The sequence below is a fragment of the Flavobacterium supellecticarium genome, from assembly GCF_004801375.1.
Taxonomy (GTDB): domain Bacteria; phylum Bacteroidota; class Bacteroidia; order Flavobacteriales; family Flavobacteriaceae; genus Flavobacterium; species Flavobacterium supellecticarium.
The window spans coordinates 897,521-914,635 of the sequence record NZ_SSNZ01000002.1 but is presented as its reverse complement, the minus strand read 5'-3'; the positions used below and the strand labels follow the sequence as shown (position 1 = coordinate 914,635).

Below are 17,115 nucleotides of genomic sequence, written 5' to 3'. Positions count from 1 at the left end.
TTGTATATTTGTTTCACTTTTTAAGAATCCATTATGAACTTATCCAATATACCGCAAATCAAACACACTGATAGCGGAAATTTCTTTTTATTGGCCGGACCTTGTGCCATTGAAGGCGAGGAAATGGCTATGCGAATCGCCGAAAAATTAGTAGGCATCACCGACAAACTTGCCATTCCTTATGTGTTTAAAGGCTCGTTTAAAAAAGCAAACCGCTCCCGAATCGATAGTTTTACCGGTATCGGAGACGAAAAAGCCCTTAAAATACTTCAAAAGGTATCCAAGGAATTTGGTGTACCAACCGTTACCGATATTCACGAAAACCACGATGCCGAATTGGCTGCCGAATATGTGGACATTCTTCAGATTCCTGCCTTTTTAGTACGTCAGACGGATCTTGTGGTGGCTGCAGCGCAAACCGGGAAAACCGTAAACCTGAAAAAAGGTCAGTTTATGAGTCCGGAAAGTATGAAACACGCGGTACAAAAAGTATTGGACTGCCAAAATGAAAACGTGATGGTAACCGATCGCGGAACCATGTTTGGTTATCAGGATATGATTGTGGACTATCGTGGAATCCCTACCATGCAACAATTTGCTACTACGGTACTTGATGTGACGCACTCGCTACAACAACCCAACCAGTCGGCCGGCGTTACCGGTGGTCGTCCGGATATGATCGAAACGGTTGCCAAAGCTGGAATCGCAGTTGGTGTAGACGGTATTTTTATCGAAACCCACTTCGACCCTGCCAATGCGAAAAGCGACGGTGCCAATATGCTACATCTGGATTATTTTGAAGGGTTGATGCAAAAACTGGTAGCGATCCGAAAAACTGTAAATTCTTTTTAATTTTTACTATCGATAATGAAACATCCATTTTTAATGGCTGTGCTAACTTTTTGTGTTTTTTCACAGTACACCTTTGCTCAGGAAGAAGCAATCACACCTGAAAAATACACGGCGCATAACAAAGGTAAATTTTACGTTTTCTGGGGTGGAAACCGCGCGAATTTTACCAATTCGGACATCCATTTTCAAGGTGCCGATTACGATTTTACGCTTCATGATGTTGCGGCTCAGGACAAACCCAAAGGATGGCATATTGATTATATCAACCCGGGACGAATGACGATTCCACAAACCAACCTGCGTGTCGGTTATTTTATCACCGACAAGTACAATATTTCAATTGGTGTGGATCATATGAAATATGTAATGCAACAGGATCAGGTGGCGCGTATTTCCGGGAATTATCCGGCGGAATACAACAACACGGTCGTGAGCAATGGAATGGTGGATTTAACCGATGAAAGTTTCCTTACTTTCGAGCATACCGACGGATTAAACTATATCAACACGGAATTTTCACGGGTGGACGATATTTCCAAATGGTTTGGAATCACCAATACGGATGTATTTCAGATCAATGTAACCGAAGGCGTTGGTGGTGGTGTTTTATTTCCAAAAACCAATGCAAAATTGTTTAATAAAGAACGTCATGACGATTTCCATATTTCCGGATTCGGACTTTCGGCTAAAGCCGGACTGAACCTGACTTTCTTTAAACACTTCTTTATTCAGGCCGAATTAAAAGGTGGTTATATCAACATGAACGACATCAAAACGACGTATAGCAACGACGATAAAGCGTCACAGCACTTTATGTTTTTACAACGTGTGATTGCTTTTGGTGGTATTTTCAGAATATAATTTAAAAGAGGAAAGACGCTAGACAAAAGATACTCGATAAAAAGGCTCCAAACGGAGTCTTTTTTTATGGATATAACGCCATCGCTTCTTTGATCAAATCCGTTAATACAATCGGATCTATTTCTTCCAACGATTGGTAACGCAGTGATTTCATCGTATTTCGTCCTTCCGACACCAATAGTTCCTGATGTTGCAAAAGCTTAAAACCTCTCGAAAAACCCAGATCGACATACTGTCGTTTATGACTCGCATTCAGAAAACAAAACGGCCTTCCTTTATAATACATATGCGGAACTTTCCATTTGTATTCCAATTTGTATGACGTTTCCAAAGTCATCTCCAAAACCGCTACCAGATGCAATAATATCGAACGATACGGCTCCGGCTGGTTGATAATATAGATGTCGGCTGGTTTCATAGTTACAGTTGTTTTTCGCCCGTAGAAATGTTCTGCGCTTTATTTTTTGCCTTACGGATCAGACGTCGACCGTAGCGGATTAGCAGAAAGTCGGCTACAGCCAATACAATCATGGCAACAATTATTCCCATATAATACACAATCAGAAAACTGGGTTTCTCCCCTTTCAGATGTTCTGTATATGATGTAACACCGATAAGTGCCATGAGGAGATACACGCCGAGCAATACTCCTATGATAACCAGAAAATAGCCTAGTATACGCATCATTTTAAATCTTTTTACAAACATATCACTTGTTTTGGTAATTTCCGATGAATCGGCTTTTATCTGATTTATTTTCTCAAAAAAAATTGTTCGTTTCAAAAAATATCACTTACTTTGTTTTTCAAAGTACTTTTAAATGGATACGAATAATTATTTACAGGATTTAAAAGACATCAAGGACTTGATGAATAAATCGACACAGTTTATTTCATTAAGCGGTCTTTCCGGGGTTTTGGCCGGTACCTATGCATTGATTGGTGCCTTTGTGGCACATTATCTGATCCGTACCAATACCGATATCTATGTTTCCGTAAACAGCTCCCTGTTCCAACAACTGGTTTTGGTTGCGCTGGCCGTACTGTTTCTTTCTTTAATCACGGCCTATATCTTTACCGTTAATAAAGCAAAAAAAACAGGCGAGAAAGTATGGAATGCCGCTTCCAAAAGATTATTGATCAACTTTTTTATACCCTTGGTAACCGGTGGCATTCTGACACTACTATTATTTGCCAAAGGCTATTACGATCTGCTCGTTCCCACTACCCTTATTTTTTATGGTATGGCTTGTTTAAACGCCAGTAAATACACCTTACGCGATGTTCGTTACCTCGGGATCACCGAAATCATTTTAGGGCTATTATCCGTAGTATTTTCCAATTATGGTTTGTACTTTTGGGCACTTGGATTCGGAATCTGCCATATCCTCTACGGCACCGTGATGCATTATAAATACGACCGAAAATAATTGTTTTGAAAAGTCTGATCGAAAATATCAATAAAGCATTTGACCATCGGATCCGTCTGGGCATTATGTCCATACTGATGGTCAACGAGTATGCCGACTTTACGACGCTTAAAGAGCTTTTGGGCGTGACCGACGGCAATCTGGCCAGCCATGCCAAAGCACTTGAAAGTGAAAACTATATCGCTATCGAGAAACAATTTATCGGAAAAAAACCCAATACCCGTTATAACGCAACTCAGGAAGGTCGCAAAGCCTTTCAGGAGCATATTGACGCGCTTGAAAAACTAATCCAAAAACACTAGCACTATTTTTTTACCTTTTAACTTTGAAATTCAAAGTACTTTTAAATATGAAATACAAATTATTCGAACTGTTTTACAGGCTTTCCAAAGTATCGTATCAGCACTTTTTAAAAAAGAATGCCCCATGGAGCGTAACCAAAGAGGAACTACTCACCTATCCGGAAAAAACGTTAGGAAACGACCTTGGCATATTTTTAACCGTAAACCATTTTACAATGGAACCCAAACTGGAAGATCATGATGTCATGCATATTCTCACTGGAATCGGAACGTCGGTGAAAGAAGAAATCGCCATGCAATGCTACCTACTCGGCAACGGGAAAAGAAGTGCCTATCTGTTTATGGTCGTCCTGATCGGAACACTTTTTTACCCTTTCGAAATATCATTCTTCCACTCGTATTACAAACGAGGACGCAGAGCCTTAGCCTTTTATTACCTCGACTATTCCAAACTCTTGTTACAACCGACCGAAAACATTCGAAAAACTTTTAAAATTCAATAACCTTAAATCAAATCAATATGGACCATCAATCAGAAAAAGACACTTCCAGACCGGAAGTAAACATCCCAAAAATCACAATTCCTTTTTTCCAGACGCCAACAGTCAAAATGATCATGATTGGCTTTCTGACACTGTTCCTGTTAATACCGCTACAATTTGTCAAAGATTTGATTTCGGAACGTTCCCAACGGAAAAATGAAGTGATCAAAGAAGTAAGCGAAAAATGGGGAAGCAGCGTCTATTTTTACGGTCCCATTTTAAAAGTTCCGTATACCGAAACCAATAGCAACACCTTTAAATATGCCTATCTGTTCCCGGAAAAACTGGAAAATCAGACGACGGTCGAAACCAAACCATTAAACCGGAATATTTATAATGCCACGGTCTTTACGGCTCAAATGAATTTTAAAGGTTCGTATGTACAACCTGATTTTGATATACAGAATATTCCGGCAGGAAATATACATTGGGACAAAGCGACTATTTTGATTCAAACCACCAATCTGAAGAGTATTAAAGATCAAGTCGATATTACATTTGGAGGCAAACCATACACCTTCGAACCGATCTACAATAGTAATTCCGGTTTTGAAGCACTGGAAACCGCCCCTATCAATATGGCAGGCGCAACTTTTCCAGCTTCTTTTGATTTTAAAATCAAATATGATGGTAGTCAGCTAATCAAAATGGTTCCGATAGGAAAAACAACGGAAATGAGTATGAAATCAAACTGGCATAGCCCGGGCTTTACCGGAAATTTCCTTCCGAACGATAAAACAAAAGTGATTTCAGACGATGGTTTTCAGGCCAAATGGAAAGTACTGCATATCAATAGAGCGTTTTCGCAGCACTATTTTAATACTCTACCGGATCTGAGCAAATATGCCTTTGGGGTTAATTTTATTATACCCGTTGACGAGTATCAAAAAAATGAACGCGTATCCAAATACGGCTTCCTCGTGATCGGCCTTACGTTCCTGACGTTTTTCCTGATTCAGTCCATCAGTAAAATCCGCATTCATATTTTCCAGTATTTCATGATCGGTATTGCGCTGGTCTTGTTCTATACGTTGCTTATCGCAATAACCGAACACAGTAGTTTCCGTCTGGCCTATATTCTTTCCGGTCTCGCTGTTGTTTTAATGATCAGTCTGTATTCCTTTTCCATTCTCAAGAATCCTAAATTCCCTTTACTTATCGGTACGTCGCTATCGGCTTTGTATTTGTTTATCTACATTATCATTCAAATGGAGAATTACGCGCTGTTAGTAGGCAGCATCGGTTTGTTTATCATCCTAGGACTTGTGATGTATCTTTCGCGAAAAATCGACTGGAATAGCAATTAATCGCATAAAAAAAGTCCCGATAAACTCGGGACTTTTCTTCTATTATTGTTTTGCTTTTGGCGCCGGTGGCGTTTCTAACATTTCGATTTCGAAAATCAAATTGGTATTTGGCGGGATAATCGCATAACCTCTTTCTCCGTAAGCTAAATGCGACGGGATAAAAAGGATCGCTTTATCACCGAAAGACATGTTCTCCAATCCTTCGATAAAGCCCGGGATTAAACCTTCTTTATTTCCATATGGGAATGGGAATGGCATATACTGATTCGCAGCGGCTCTGTTCGCATCCAGTTTTCCAAAAGCTTTTGCAACATCTTCGTAGCTGGTATCAAACAAATCTCCGTTTTCGAAATAACCTGCATAATGTACATATACCTGAGTTCCGGCAGCTGGTTTTTTACCGCTTCCTTTTTTAACGATTGCATATTCCAATCCGGATTGTGTTTTAGTAGCTCCTGTTTTTGCTGCTGCAAATGCCGCTACTTTTTCCGTTTTAATTTTACTCAATCCTTCAGCCAATTTCTTTTGTGCTACCGATTCCGTATCGTAATACCCTTTGAATACTTTTGGGGCGTCGAATTTCTTAGCGTCTTTTCCAATGCGGATGATCGTGATTTTTTTGATTACATCGTTTTGCTCGATTTTATTCACGATATCCATACCTTGAACCACTTCTCCAAAAACACTGTGTTTTCCGTCCAACCATGGCGTTGCTTTGTGGGTGATAAAAAACTGACTTCCGTTTGTTCCCGGTCCGGCATTGGCCATTGATAAGATTCCCGCTTTGGAATGTTTTAATTCTGGTGCGATTTCATCTTTAAATTTATAACCTGGTCCGCCTTCTCCATTTCCGTCCGGATCGCCACCCTGAATCATAAAATCTTTGATCACTCGGTGAAATTTAACGTCATTATAAAACGGTTTCCCTTTGAATTTATCTTTTACAAAAGGGTTTTTACCTTCGGCTAACGATACAAAATTCGCTACGGTAACCGGCGTTTTCTGGTATTCTAATTTAACGATTATGTTACCTTTATTCGTCTCGATATCGGCATAAAGCCCATCGCCTAACTTATCGTAAGATGACGTACAAGAGCTGAATAATGCAACAAGGCCTAAAAATAAACTTGTCATTGATTTCATTTTTAAATTGATAATTATTACTAGTTTTCGGGTTGGTTTTTTGTGTTTTCAGTTTCGGTTTTCGGAGCCGGTTTACTTTTTTCGGAAGCACCCGGTTTTAAATCGGTTAACGTAACCGTACAAATTAACGGTTGATTGGTTCCGATTTTATCATTATCTCCGTGATAACCATAGGCCATATGTGACGGAAATAAAAAGGTTACCTTCTCTCCTTTTTTCATCAGTTTGATACCATCGCGAAGTCCCATCATGATGTTTTGTTTGTCCACATGGTATACCTGCGATTTTAAATCGGCTTCCGAATAAATCAGTTTACCGTCCAGATCGCTGATGTTATAATCGAAATAAGCGATATCGCCTTTTTTAGGCGTCAGGGTTTCTGTATCATTTTTGATATCATAACGATACCAGTATCCCTTGGCGGAAGCAACATAGGCCTTTGCGGTATCTTTACTGATCACCGCCTCAATAAGCGATTCTTCATTAGCGATCAGTTTTTTATTTCGCTTGATCGATTCTTTGATAAAAGTTCCCGAACTATGCGAAATCGGCTGCCGTGCCTGTTGCTGAGAGCAGCTTGTAAAAGCAAATCCCAAAACGGCCAGCACTAAGAAATAGATTCTTTTCATAACTTATGTTGTCTTTTCAGACGCTAAAATAGCAATAAATTGTTGTATCGTTTCGTCTAATGGTAAAAAGGATTTTCCGCCCGCCGCATTGATATGTCCGCCGCCATTGAAATGTTCGCGTGCAAATTGGTTTACATCGAAACCGCCTTGCGAACGGAACGATATTTTCACAATACCTTCTTCTTTGTTTTCGATAAAAATAGCCGTAAAATCAATACCTTTAATCGATAGTCCGTAGTTGACAATGCCTTCGGTATCACCTTTTTCATAATGAAACTGATCCAATTCGTCCTGACTTAAGGTAATATAAGACGTTTTGTATTCCGGTAACAGTTTCAGATTTTGCAAACCGCGCCCTAACAACTGCAAACGGTTATAGGAGCTTGTATCAAACAGCAGGTTATGTATTTTACTGTTTTCCACACCACGGTCGATCAGATCGGCTACGACACGATGCGTCGTACTGGTTGTAAGCGGAAAACGGAATGAACCCGAATCGGTTACAATTCCAGTATAAATACAGGTTGCCACCGTTTTATTGATCAAATCGGCATATCCCAATCCGGTTAAAAACGTATACACCATTTCACAGGTAGAACCGTAACCCGTATCGGAAAACGTATATTTGGCATACGTATCCGGCAACTGATGGTGATCGATCATGATGAATAATTTTTCTGTCAATGTTTTCAGGAAATTTTCCATCTGCTCACCAGTGCGGTGCAACGCGTTAAAATCTAATGTAAAAACAATATCCGCCTCATTGATCAGCGTTTCACAGGTTTTTTTCTGGGTTTCAAAAACCCGAACCGTGTCGGCTCCCGGAAGCCAGTTTAAAAAATCCGGAAACTCATTGGGCGCTACGACAACCGCCTTATGCCCCAGTTGTAAAAAAGTGTGATATAATGCCAGTGTCGACCCCATAGCGTCTCCGTCTGGATTTCGATGGGGAATGATCGCGATTTTTTTTGGCGAGGCCAATAACGTATGGATCGCTTCCATTTCATTTTTATTCATCATGCTGCGAATTTACATTTTTTTGGTTCACAAAAGGGTTAGTATTTCCTTAAAAATAAAGGTTTCGAAAAAACCACCAAAATAATACGGCATTCCGGACGTTTTTTTTGTATTATTGTCCCATTAAAGCATAGTACTAAAATGAAAACGATTCGAAAAGCCCTACTCTTTTTGCTGTTTCTATCCGGAAGCAGTCAGCTTTACAGTCAGGATTACCGTTTTGTCACAACCGGTGTCAGTGTGGCCGAAAAAGACAAAAAAGGAAAATGGAGCGATTATACCGAATTCCGTAAAGCGGAAATCATTATCGATCTGAATACCCAAAAAAACCGGATTATGGTTTATTCCAATGTCGAGCAGTTGTTTAAAATCATTAAATATTTCGATGTTAAATCAACACCTACAGACGACATTGCTTCTTTTCAATGCGTCACCAACGAAGGAGACGATTGTACGATTGCCATTTATACCCGTAAAAAACAAGGTAACCGCAAACAAATGTATATCTATTATAACGACCGGATTGTGGTTTACAACATGAAATATTTAAAAGATAAATAATAAAAAAATAGCTGTCAAATGACAGCTATTTTTTTTATTTCAATTTCCAGAATTACAGGAACATTTTCAAAATATAATACATGATTCCCGCGATTAAAGCCGAAACCGGAATCGTAAGAATCCAGGCCCATAACAGGTTAATCGTTACACCCCATCGTACCGCTGAAATACGTTTTGTAATTCCAACCCCGATAATCGAACCGGTAATGGTGTGTGTAGTCGATACCGGAACGCCCATATGCTCGGTTAAATATAAGGTAACCGCACCGGCCGTTTCGGCTGCTACACCTTCTAATGGTGTTACTTTGGTAATTTTAGATCCCATTGTTTTAACGATCTTCCATCCTCCGCTTAGTGTTCCTAAACCGATCGCCAGGAAACTCACAAAAGGAACCCACGCCCAGTCTTCCACAAAGTGTGCAAAACGGTGACTCGAATCCAAAGCAGTATAGGCTACGTCACCAATGTTCATATGGTAACAGATTACAGCAGCTCCGATAATACCCATTACTTTTTGGGCATCGTTTCCTCCGTGTCCTAAACTGAACAGAGCCGAAGATACTAACTGTAATTTTTTAAACCATTTATCAGCTTTATGCGGATTGACCTTTCGGCAGATGTTCATAATTAAAATGGTAATCAGATAGGCGATAAACATACCGATTAACGGGGCGCAGAAAATAAACAGGAACGTTGGTATTACTTTGGCGTAATTAATTACGTCTACTCCGTTTTCAGATAAGGCGCCGGCATGTGCCAATGCTGCTCCCATAAATCCTCCCAATAAAGTGTGGGACGATGAAGACGGAATTCCCAATTTCCAGGTTAATAAGTTCCAGATAATTGCCGCGATAAGTCCGGCCAGAATCACCTCAAGGGTAATAAAGTTTTCGTTAACCGATTTAGCGATGGTGTTACCAATCTTAAATTCACCGATCCAGTACATGGAGATAAAATAGGCTGCAAAGTTAAAGGCCGCCGCCCATAATACTGCCTGGAATGGTGTCAGTACTTTTGTGGCTACGATGGTCGCAATCGAGTTGGCCGCATCGTGAAAACCGTTGATATAATCAAAAATCAGTGCTAATACAATGATTATGACAAGTAATGTAAAATCCATACGATTTGTTTTCTGGGGTGATGACTGTTGTTATGAATATTTAACCGTTACCGATTCTAAAACATTGGCAACACTCTTACACTTGTCGGAAGCAGTCTCTAATGCCGATAGTACTTCTTTGTATTTGATGATATTTTTAGCATCGGTTTCGTTTTCGAAAATATCCGCTACAGCTTTATCGAATACGTTATCCGCTTTACTTTCCAGTTTGTTGATTTTCTTACAAGCATCGGCAATCGCTTTTAAGTTTTTAAGGTCTTTTAATTCCTTAATCGCATTTCCGATATGCTGACACGCTTCTAAGTTGATTTCCGTTAATTTACGGATCGATTTTGTAATTTTTTCTACCTGATACAAACGCATTCTACTTGCTGCTCCGTGCATATAATCGGCTACATCATCGATAGCAGTGATCAAAGCGTGGATATCTTCACGGTCGAATGGCGTGATAAAGTTACGGCTTAATTCCAGGTTTGTTTTATGGGTAATTTCTTCGATGTTAGCTTCTAACTCTTCAATCTTTTTGAAGTACTCTTCTCTTTCGTTTTTCGGCGCATTTACTGCTTCGTGAAGGGTTTCGGCCAATTGGATCAGGTTAATGGAAGCCTGCTCAAAAAGAGGAAAGAATTTCTTATCTTTCGGTACTAAAAACTGGAAAATGTTGTTTAATGACATCATATGTTAATTTAATGACGCGAAATTACCCCTGTAATGTTAAGCTAACGTTAACTAAATAACAATTCATGTTTAATTAATCCCCGGCAAAAACTTCAACAGACTCCCTCTTTTTTATTGGTAATTAAATCGTAAATTAGCGCTCCAACAAACAAACTCAAAGCGAAACAACATATAATGGACTTAAACTTCAACAAAAACGAAGATCATAACAAGCTTTTAGTCTCCGAATTAAAACAAAATTTAGCAAAAGTAAAACTCGGAGGTGGCGAAAAACGAATTGCAAAATTACACGCTGAAGGCAAAATGACTGCCCGTGAGCGTATCGATTATTTATTGGATAACAACTCAAAAAGTGTCGAAATCGGTGCTTTTGTGGGCGAAGGTATGTACAAAGAACACGGTGGATGTCCTTCCGGTGGTGTGGTTGTAAAAATCGGATATATCAAAGGAAAACAATGTATAGTGGTGGCCAATGATGCGACCGTAAAAGCCGGTGCCTGGTTCCCGATTACTGCGAAAAAGAACCTTAGAGCGCAGGAAATCGCAATGGAAAACAAATTGCCGATTATCTATTTAGTGGATAGTGCCGGCGTATACCTTCCGCTTCAGGATGAAATTTTCCCGGACAAAGAACACTTTGGTCGTATTTTCCGCAACAATGCCATCATGAGCAGCATGGGAATCACCCAAATCGCTGCCGTAATGGGAAGTTGCGTTGCCGGTGGTGCGTATCTTCCGATTATGAGTGACGAAGCCCTGATTGTTGACAAAACCGGAAGTATTTTCCTGGCTGGAAGTTACCTCGTTAAAGCCGCTATTGGCGAAACAATTGACAACGAAACGCTGGGCGGTGCGACAACACACTGCGAAATTTCAGGAGTGACCGATTATAAAGCCAAAGACGATAAAGACGCTTTGGATACGATTAAAAACATTGTAGGCAAGATCGGTGATTTTGAAAAAGCCGGATACAACCGTGAAAAACCGGCGAAACCTGCTTTGGATGAAAACGAGATTTACGGGATTCTGCCGAAAGCGCGTTCCGAACAATACGATATGATGGACATCATTAATCGTTTAGTAGACAATTCGGAATTTGACGAATACAAAGCCGGGTACGGACAAACCATTATTACCGGCTATGCCCGTATTGACGGTTGGGCTGTTGGAATCGTAGCCAACCAGCGTAAAGTGGTTAAAACCAAAAAAGGCGAGATGCAGTTTGGCGGCGTTATTTATTCCGACAGTGCCGATAAAGCAACCCGTTTTATTGCCAACTGTAATCAGAAAAAAATCCCATTAGTATTCCTTCAGGATGTAACCGGATTTATGGTAGGCTCCAAATCCGAGCACGGTGGCATTATTAAAGACGGTGCCAAAATGGTAAATGCCGTGTCTAACTCTGTTGTACCGAAATTTACGGTAGTGGTAGGAAACTCCTATGGTGCCGGAAATTATGCCATGTGTGGAAAGGCATACGATCCAAGATTGATCTTCGCCTGGCCAAGTGCCGAACTAGCCGTTATGGGTGGCGCACAGGCTGCTAAAGTTTTATTACAAATTGAAGCGTCTTCGTTAAAAGCAAAAGGAGAAGAACTGACTCCGGAAAAAGAAGCCGAAATGTTCGATAAAATCAAAGCGCGTTACGATGCGCAGGTGTCGCCTTATTATGCCGCTTCACGACTTTGGACCGATGCCATTATCGATCCGTTGGATACCCGTAAATGGATCTCCATGGGAATCGAAGCTGCCAACCACGCTCCTATCGAAAAACCGTTTAATCTTGGCGTAATCCAGGTTTAACACAACATACTGTAACAATTTTAAAAATCTACTACTTATCCGTAAGCAGTAGATTTTTTATTTATATTACTACTTTACTTACCCGGATTAAATTCAATACGATTATGAAAAACTTTATACTCGCTTCGCTTGTATTGTTCAGTTTCCAACAGGCCTCCGCTCAACTGATCACCGAAAAAGACGTTTTTACCCGCAGGGATTCCCTTCACGGGGGCCTACGAGCCGAACGTACCAGTTATGATGTACAACGTTACGACCTGAACATCACAATCAACCCGGAAGCGCGTTCGATCATCGGTTATAATGACATCACTTTTAAAGTGGTTACCCATACCAATATGATTCAGGTAGATCTGTTTGAAAACATGAAAGTCGACAGTATCGTGTTTCAAAATAAAAAACTGGACTACAAACGCGATAACGATGCTGTTTTTATAGCCTTTCCGGAGCGCCTTCTTAAAGGAACTACCGAAACCGTACGGTTTTATTATTCCGGGAAACCCATCGTAGCCAAAAATGCACCTTGGGATGGCGGTTTTGTATTTAGCAAAGATAGCAAAGGAAAAGACTGGATTGCCGTAGCCGTTCAGGGAACGGGAGCGAGTTTATGGTATCCGGTTAAAGATTCGCAAACCGACGAACCCGATAATGGCGCTACCGTAAAAGTAGCCGTTCCAAATGGTTTGATGAATGTTTCCAACGGTCGTTTTAAAGGGAGCGAAGATCTGAAAAATGGCTATACCCGTTGGGATTGGGAAGTGATCAACCCGATTAACAATTATGATATTACGGTTAACATTGCCGATTATGTGCTTATCCATGACAACTACAAAGGTCTGGATCTGGATTATTATGTACTACGTGAAAACGAAGCAAAAGCCCGCAAACATTTTGAAGAAGTAAAACCGATGATGGATTGCTTTCAGTCGAAATTTGGAAAATATCCGTTTTGGGAAGATAGCTACAAACTAGTCGAAACACCTTATTTAGGAATGGAACACCAAAGTGCCGTGGCCTACGGAAACAAATACCGAAAAGGTTATTTGGGATCGGATTTGAGTGGTACCGGTATCGGACTGACATTCGATTTTATCACGATACACGAATCCGGACACGAATGGTTTGGAAACAGCATCACCTCTAAAGATATCGCCGATATGTGGATTCACGAGGCGTTTACAACCTATACCGAAGCGGTTTTTGTAGAATGTAATCTGGGTTACGACAAAGCCTTAGCCTATATAAACGGGCAAAGCCGCAACGTTAAAAACGACCGCCCTATTATTGGTTTTTATGGTGTAAACAAAGAAGGTTCGGGCGATATGTATTACAAAGGTGCTTTGCTGCTCAATACGATTCGTCATATCCTTAACGATGACGCCAAATGGTGGAAACTTTTACTGGATTATTCCGAGACCTATAAAAAGCAAATTATCGATACCGAAACGGTTATCACTTTCTTTAATAAGGAAACCGGAAAAGACTTAACGCCCTTATTCAATCAATACTTACGTTATAAAAATATTCCGGTGTTGGAACTTCGAACCCAAAACAACCGTTTGGAATACCGTTGGAAAGTCAACGTAGAAAATTTCCAAATGCCGGTAGAATATACTTACAAAGGGAAAACTACCCGAATGAACGTTACCACCGAATGGCAAAAATTCGACAAAAAAATAACTGCCGATCAACTGGAATTTAATACTAAAAAAATGTATTACAACATTCAGAAATAATTTACAAAAACTATCATTTTAACATTTAAAACAGATAAAACACTAACTTTTAACTGATAAATTATCAAATAATGATTTTATTTAGTAACTTTCATACTAAATCAAATTGTCATTTGTTATGGATAGAGTAAAAAGTTTAAACAAATGGGCAAACGCTCATACCAGCTATCCGATAGATCTGGTGCGTATTGGCCTTGGTGTCTTTTTGTTTTTAAAAGGCGTATTTTTTATCACAAACAGACAGTACTTACACGAGATTCTCGGTCATATGAACCGGAATTTCGGTAGTGAAATGCTATTAGTCCATTATGTGGCTTCGGCACATATGGTAGGTGGTATCATGATCATTTTCGGATTACTGACCCGTTGGTCCATTTGGGCGCAATTGCCGATTCTTATCGGAGCGGTTCTGGTTAACTTTTTAGGACAAATGAATGTACAAAACCTGATTATGGCCTCGATCACACTGTTGGTCTGTGTCTTTTTCCTGTTCTACGGAAGTGGAAAACATTCGGCCGATTATTATTTTAAAATGAACCAATAGTTCCTATAAAAAACCCGCCACAAAGACCACTTGAACCAACGTGTATTCAGAAACGTGTTGTGAACCATCAAACAGGTGACTTTGTGGTTTTTTTATGCCGTTATGCGACGGTTTCTTTCCGTTTGATTTTTCCGGTTTCGGTTTCTTTAAAATACGGTATAAAAAGGATTTCTTTCGGTTTTTCAAATTTATCCAGTCTACCAAAAGCTTCCGGGGCTATGGCATACGGTTCCCCTTCGACCACCAACACCAACTTTTCGCCCAGTGTATCGTCTTCTTTTCCAATCACAAAATAACGCTGCGGTATCGCTGTAGCCAACTTCTCCTCGATTTGTTCCGGGAACAATTTTACACCGCCACTGTTAATCACATTATCATAACGCCCCAACCATATAAATTGATTGTCTCCAATTAGGGTTACCATATCATTTGTCACCAACGGTTCCTCGCAAATACGCGGTGCCGTGATCACCAGACAACCCCGATCGTCGGTATGAATATGCACTCCCGGAAATACGGTAAAAGCCGTTTCCTGTATTTTTTTGGCCGCAATATGCGTAATCGTTTCCGTCATCCCATAGGTTTCATAAATGGCCACCGGTAGTGTTTTTAATTGCTCGGCCAAAGCTGGGTTTATTTTGGCACCGCCGATAATGAGTTTTTGCACCTGATCCAATTCGGCTAAGGATTGTTCGACCTGTAGGGGAACCATCGCAGCAAAATCGTACTTTTTCCCGGTTACATCCAGCGGACGGGAATCCGGTACGACATAATCCAGTTCCAATCCGAGGATAAAAGCACGTACGAGCATCATTTTGCCAGCTATATATTGTATCGGCAAACAATGAAGTGCGGTATCGCCCGGTTTTAAATCGAAAAAATCGCCTGTCGCTAATGCCGAATTGACCATGGCGGCCTTTTTTAAGTTTATTTTTTTAGGCGCTCCCGTTGTTCCGGAGGTGGTCATTTCGATATAATCTTTTCCGTCAAACCATTCCAGGATAAAGTTACCCAACGCTTTTTCGTGCGGATCGCCTTCTTTTACAAAAATATAGGCTTTGTCGTATAATTCTTTTCCGTTAAAATGCAAACCGTTTAGTTTAAAACGATTGTGCACATTTTTGTAGGTTAGCTTATTCATCATACTCCTTCTTTATTTTCAAATACGATTGTACCGGTTAGTTTTTCTTTCCAGTTTTTCCATTGGTATTTTCGCGAATAGATATAGAGCAATACCGGGAAAATAACAAATACCGGAAGAATCACGTCAAAACCGGCCGATGGTTCCGATACATCTTTTAAAATGGAATGCGTCTGAAAAGCCGTCCAGTCGGAAGTAACCAAAAGCGCTCCGACAAGATTATTGGCGGCATGGAAACCCAGTGCCAGTTCCAGTCCTTCGTCCATTAGTGTCATAATTCCCAGAAAGAATCCGGTTCCGATATAATAAATCAATATAATATTTCCCATTTTCCCGACTTCCGGGTTGGCAATGTGCATCAGTCCGAACATTATAGAAGTGATTAATAATGGAACCAACCGACTCCGTGTCACCACCCCGATGCCTTGCATCAAATAACCTCGGAACAAATATTCTTCAAAACTGGTTTGTAGTGGTATCAATACTACGGCCAATGCCAGAAATATAAAAAACGGTCCCGGTTTAAAATTCAGCGTAAAGTTTTCGGGATGCGAAAAATAAACCACCAAGGTCAGTACGATCGATATGGTTGCCCATAATCCGAACGAAAACAAAATCCGACTCCAATCTACTTTTGGTCGCGAAGTCGTAAGACTGGTAATACTTTGACGATGTATCACTTTTACCCATAACCATAACAAAAGACAAGCAATCGACAAGGGCACGATACTCCAGAAAAAAGTCATATTTTCTCCTAACTCGGCAATGGTTTGATGTATCATTTGTTCGGTATTCATCTCGGAAGAAGCCATATAATTGGCGATCATCAGGACTAAAAAGAACACCGGGATCGGTAAATACAAAAAGAAACGAAAACTTTTGTTTTTGACTTGTTCGATAAACATATCTGTTACTGGATTTTAGTACGCTCCTTATAGAAACCTCAGGAGGAAAATTTGTTTTCACTAAGTTACTCCAATTTTCACAGAATAGTAGTTCCTTTGTAAAAAATATTGCGCTATGATTACAATTTACCACAACCCGAGATGCAGCAAATCCAGAGAAGGACTTTGCCTGTTGGAAGAAAAAGGAATTTCGTTTGAAACCGTAAAATATCTGGATCAGCCTTTGAGTCGCGAAGAACTACAATCAATCATCCAAAAACTGGGAATTAAACCAATCGAACTGGTACGTCAGAAAGAAAGTCTTTGGATCGAAAATTACAAAGGTCAGACGCTTTCCGACGATGCGATCATCACCATTTTGTCCGAAAACCCCAAACTAATTGAACGTCCTATTGTTATCAATGGTGACAAGGCCGTAATTGGTCGTCCAACCGAAAAGATTCTGGAAATTATTTAGAATCAGTATACGTTTGTTTTAACAAACATTTGTGATTCCGCACTTAAACCCAAGGTTACTTTTGCAGTCAAACCTTGCAAATCAAACT

20 protein-coding genes are annotated in these 17,115 nt (G+C 40.2%); 11 read left to right on the top strand and 9 right to left on the bottom strand.

Going from position 1 to position 17,115, the window contains the following annotated elements:
- The first annotated feature begins 33 nt into the window (after nucleotides 1-33).
- Nucleotides 34-852 (top strand): 3-deoxy-8-phosphooctulonate synthase, encoded by an 819-nt coding sequence (gene kdsA, locus E6C50_RS08920; protein ID WP_136402848.1) that lies wholly within the window; start codon nucleotides 34-36, stop codon nucleotides 850-852.
- 15 nt (nucleotides 853-867) lie between these two features.
- A complete protein-coding gene (locus tag E6C50_RS08915; protein WP_136402847.1) occupies nucleotides 868-1,713 on the top strand; it encodes a hypothetical protein in 846 nt (281 codons plus the stop codon).
- Nucleotides 1,714-1,777: 64 nt separating this feature from the next.
- On the opposite strand, the gene E6C50_RS08910 is transcribed toward E6C50_RS08915, so the two are convergent.
- A complete protein-coding gene (locus tag E6C50_RS08910; RefSeq protein ID WP_136402846.1) occupies nucleotides 1,778-2,131 on the bottom strand; it encodes a DUF1801 domain-containing protein in 354 nt (117 codons plus the stop codon).
- 2 nt (nucleotides 2,132-2,133) lie between these two features.
- Entirely contained in the window at nucleotides 2,134-2,400 is a 267-nt protein-coding gene (locus E6C50_RS08905) for a hypothetical protein (protein WP_136402845.1), read from the bottom strand.
- Nucleotides 2,401-2,533: 133 nt separating this feature from the next.
- Between E6C50_RS08905 and E6C50_RS08900 the strand changes: the two genes are divergently transcribed.
- From E6C50_RS08900 to creD, 4 genes are read left to right on the top strand one after another with little or no spacing between them, the layout of a single operon-like run.
- Nucleotides 2,534-3,142, top strand: coding sequence for a hypothetical protein (locus E6C50_RS08900; protein WP_136402844.1), 609 nt, complete (start codon nucleotides 2,534-2,536; stop codon nucleotides 3,140-3,142).
- Nucleotides 3,143-3,147: 5 nt separating this feature from the next.
- Entirely contained in the window at nucleotides 3,148-3,444 is a 297-nt protein-coding gene (locus E6C50_RS08895) for a winged helix-turn-helix domain-containing protein (protein ID WP_136402843.1), read from the top strand.
- A gap of 47 nt (nucleotides 3,445-3,491) precedes the next feature.
- Nucleotides 3,492-3,947, top strand: coding sequence for a hypothetical protein (locus E6C50_RS08890; protein WP_136402842.1), 456 nt, complete (start codon nucleotides 3,492-3,494; stop codon nucleotides 3,945-3,947).
- A 17-nt stretch (nucleotides 3,948-3,964) separates the two neighbouring features.
- Nucleotides 3,965-5,293 carry a cell envelope integrity protein CreD gene (creD, locus tag E6C50_RS08885; RefSeq protein ID WP_136402841.1) on the top strand — a complete coding sequence of 443 codons (1,329 nt, stop codon included), beginning with the start codon at nucleotides 3,965-3,967 and terminating at the stop codon, nucleotides 5,291-5,293.
- A gap of 42 nt (nucleotides 5,294-5,335) precedes the next feature.
- On the opposite strand, the gene E6C50_RS08880 is transcribed toward creD, so the two are convergent.
- Genes E6C50_RS08880 through E6C50_RS08870 form a run of 3 tightly spaced genes read right to left on the bottom strand, consistent with a single transcriptional unit; the run spans nucleotide 5,336 to nucleotide 8,085 of the window.
- Complete coding sequence (locus tag E6C50_RS08880; protein WP_136402840.1) at nucleotides 5,336-6,427, bottom strand: peptidylprolyl isomerase; 1,092 nt, start codon at nucleotides 6,425-6,427, stop codon at nucleotides 5,336-5,338.
- Nucleotides 6,428-6,456: 29 nt separating this feature from the next.
- The gene (gene gldI / locus E6C50_RS08875) at nucleotides 6,457-7,065 is read right to left on the bottom strand and encodes a gliding motility-associated peptidyl-prolyl isomerase GldI (RefSeq protein WP_136402839.1); all 609 of its coding nucleotides are present in this window, start codon (nucleotides 7,063-7,065) and stop codon (nucleotides 6,457-6,459) included.
- A gap of 3 nt (nucleotides 7,066-7,068) precedes the next feature.
- Nucleotides 7,069-8,085, bottom strand: coding sequence for a DHH family phosphoesterase (locus tag E6C50_RS08870; RefSeq protein ID WP_136402838.1), 1,017 nt, complete (start codon nucleotides 8,083-8,085; stop codon nucleotides 7,069-7,071).
- A 138-nt stretch (nucleotides 8,086-8,223) separates the two neighbouring features.
- Here E6C50_RS08870 and E6C50_RS08865 point away from each other — a divergent pair, with 138 nt between their 5' ends.
- On the top strand, nucleotides 8,224-8,643 hold the full coding sequence (locus tag E6C50_RS08865) for a hypothetical protein (protein ID WP_136402837.1): 420 nt from the start codon (nucleotides 8,224-8,226) through the stop codon (nucleotides 8,641-8,643).
- Nucleotides 8,644-8,695: 52 nt separating this feature from the next.
- Here E6C50_RS08865 and E6C50_RS08860 read toward each other — a convergent pair whose 3' ends face one another.
- Together E6C50_RS08860 and E6C50_RS08855 are read right to left on the bottom strand one after the other, a co-directional pair.
- Nucleotides 8,696-9,763: an inorganic phosphate transporter gene (locus tag E6C50_RS08860; RefSeq protein ID WP_136402836.1), complete on the bottom strand. Its 1,068-nt coding sequence runs from the start codon at nucleotides 9,761-9,763 to the stop codon at nucleotides 8,696-8,698.
- A gap of 30 nt (nucleotides 9,764-9,793) precedes the next feature.
- Entirely contained in the window at nucleotides 9,794-10,438 is a 645-nt protein-coding gene (locus E6C50_RS08855; protein WP_136402937.1) for a DUF47 domain-containing protein, read from the bottom strand.
- A gap of 177 nt (nucleotides 10,439-10,615) precedes the next feature.
- Here E6C50_RS08855 and E6C50_RS08850 point away from each other — a divergent pair, with 177 nt between their 5' ends.
- The 3 genes from E6C50_RS08850 (at nucleotide 10,616) to E6C50_RS08840 (ending at nucleotide 14,524) form a co-directional block, all read left to right on the top strand.
- Nucleotides 10,616-12,244 carry an acyl-CoA carboxylase subunit beta gene (locus tag E6C50_RS08850; RefSeq protein WP_136402835.1) on the top strand — a complete coding sequence of 543 codons (1,629 nt, stop codon included), beginning with the start codon at nucleotides 10,616-10,618 and terminating at the stop codon, nucleotides 12,242-12,244.
- A 104-nt stretch (nucleotides 12,245-12,348) separates the two neighbouring features.
- Nucleotides 12,349-13,980 carry a M1 family metallopeptidase gene (locus E6C50_RS08845; RefSeq protein ID WP_136402834.1) on the top strand — a complete coding sequence of 544 codons (1,632 nt, stop codon included), beginning with the start codon at nucleotides 12,349-12,351 and terminating at the stop codon, nucleotides 13,978-13,980.
- Nucleotides 13,981-14,098: 118 nt separating this feature from the next.
- Nucleotides 14,099-14,524 (top strand): DoxX family protein, encoded by a 426-nt coding sequence (locus E6C50_RS08840; protein WP_136402833.1) that lies wholly within the window; start codon nucleotides 14,099-14,101, stop codon nucleotides 14,522-14,524.
- Between the two features lie 100 nt (nucleotides 14,525-14,624).
- On the opposite strand, the gene E6C50_RS08835 is transcribed toward E6C50_RS08840, so the two are convergent.
- Together E6C50_RS08835 and E6C50_RS08830 are read right to left on the bottom strand one after the other, a co-directional pair.
- Nucleotides 14,625-15,668, bottom strand: coding sequence for an AMP-binding protein (locus tag E6C50_RS08835; protein WP_317128619.1), 1,044 nt, complete (start codon nucleotides 15,666-15,668; stop codon nucleotides 14,625-14,627).
- The gene (locus tag E6C50_RS08830; protein WP_136402832.1) at nucleotides 15,665-16,570 is read right to left on the bottom strand and encodes a CPBP family intramembrane glutamic endopeptidase; all 906 of its coding nucleotides are present in this window, start codon (nucleotides 16,568-16,570) and stop codon (nucleotides 15,665-15,667) included. Before E6C50_RS08830 ends, E6C50_RS08835 begins: the two co-directional genes overlap by 4 nt.
- A 115-nt stretch (nucleotides 16,571-16,685) precedes the next feature.
- Between E6C50_RS08830 and arsC the strand changes: the two genes are divergently transcribed.
- On the top strand, nucleotides 16,686-17,027 hold the full coding sequence (gene arsC / locus E6C50_RS08825) for an arsenate reductase (glutaredoxin) (protein WP_136402831.1): 342 nt from the start codon (nucleotides 16,686-16,688) through the stop codon (nucleotides 17,025-17,027).
- The last annotated feature ends 88 nt before the right edge of the window (nucleotides 17,028-17,115 follow it).

Coding starts and splice junctions, on each gene's coding strand:
- kdsA (WP_136402848.1), top strand. CDS start 34: ATGAACTTATCCAATATACCGCAAATCAAACACACTGATAGCGGAAAT.
- E6C50_RS08915 (WP_136402847.1), top strand. CDS start 868: ATGAAACATCCATTTTTAATGGCTGTGCTAACTTTTTGTGTTTTTTCA.
- E6C50_RS08910 (WP_136402846.1), bottom strand. CDS start 2,131: ATGAAACCAGCCGACATCTATATTATCAACCAGCCGGAGCCGTATCGT.
- E6C50_RS08905 (WP_136402845.1), bottom strand. CDS start 2,400: ATGATGCGTATACTAGGCTATTTTCTGGTTATCATAGGAGTATTGCTC.
- E6C50_RS08900 (WP_136402844.1), top strand. CDS start 2,534: ATGGATACGAATAATTATTTACAGGATTTAAAAGACATCAAGGACTTG.
- E6C50_RS08890 (WP_136402842.1), top strand. CDS start 3,492: ATGAAATACAAATTATTCGAACTGTTTTACAGGCTTTCCAAAGTATCG.
- creD (WP_136402841.1), top strand. CDS start 3,965: ATGGACCATCAATCAGAAAAAGACACTTCCAGACCGGAAGTAAACATC.
- E6C50_RS08880 (WP_136402840.1), bottom strand. CDS start 6,427: ATGACAAGTTTATTTTTAGGCCTTGTTGCATTATTCAGCTCTTGTACG.
- gldI (WP_136402839.1), bottom strand. CDS start 7,065: ATGAAAAGAATCTATTTCTTAGTGCTGGCCGTTTTGGGATTTGCTTTT.
- E6C50_RS08870 (WP_136402838.1), bottom strand. CDS start 8,085: ATGATGAATAAAAATGAAATGGAAGCGATCCATACGTTATTGGCCTCG.
- E6C50_RS08865 (WP_136402837.1), top strand. CDS start 8,224: ATGAAAACGATTCGAAAAGCCCTACTCTTTTTGCTGTTTCTATCCGGA.
- E6C50_RS08860 (WP_136402836.1), bottom strand. CDS start 9,763: ATGGATTTTACATTACTTGTCATAATCATTGTATTAGCACTGATTTTT.
- E6C50_RS08855 (WP_136402937.1), bottom strand. CDS start 10,438: ATGTCATTAAACAACATTTTCCAGTTTTTAGTACCGAAAGATAAGAAA.
- E6C50_RS08850 (WP_136402835.1), top strand. CDS start 10,616: ATGGACTTAAACTTCAACAAAAACGAAGATCATAACAAGCTTTTAGTC.
- E6C50_RS08845 (WP_136402834.1), top strand. CDS start 12,349: ATGAAAAACTTTATACTCGCTTCGCTTGTATTGTTCAGTTTCCAACAG.
- E6C50_RS08840 (WP_136402833.1), top strand. CDS start 14,099: ATGGATAGAGTAAAAAGTTTAAACAAATGGGCAAACGCTCATACCAGC.
- E6C50_RS08835 (WP_317128619.1), bottom strand. CDS start 15,668: ATGATGAATAAGCTAACCTACAAAAATGTGCACAATCGTTTTAAACTA.
- E6C50_RS08830 (WP_136402832.1), bottom strand. CDS start 16,570: ATGTTTATCGAACAAGTCAAAAACAAAAGTTTTCGTTTCTTTTTGTAT.
- arsC (WP_136402831.1), top strand. CDS start 16,686: ATGATTACAATTTACCACAACCCGAGATGCAGCAAATCCAGAGAAGGA.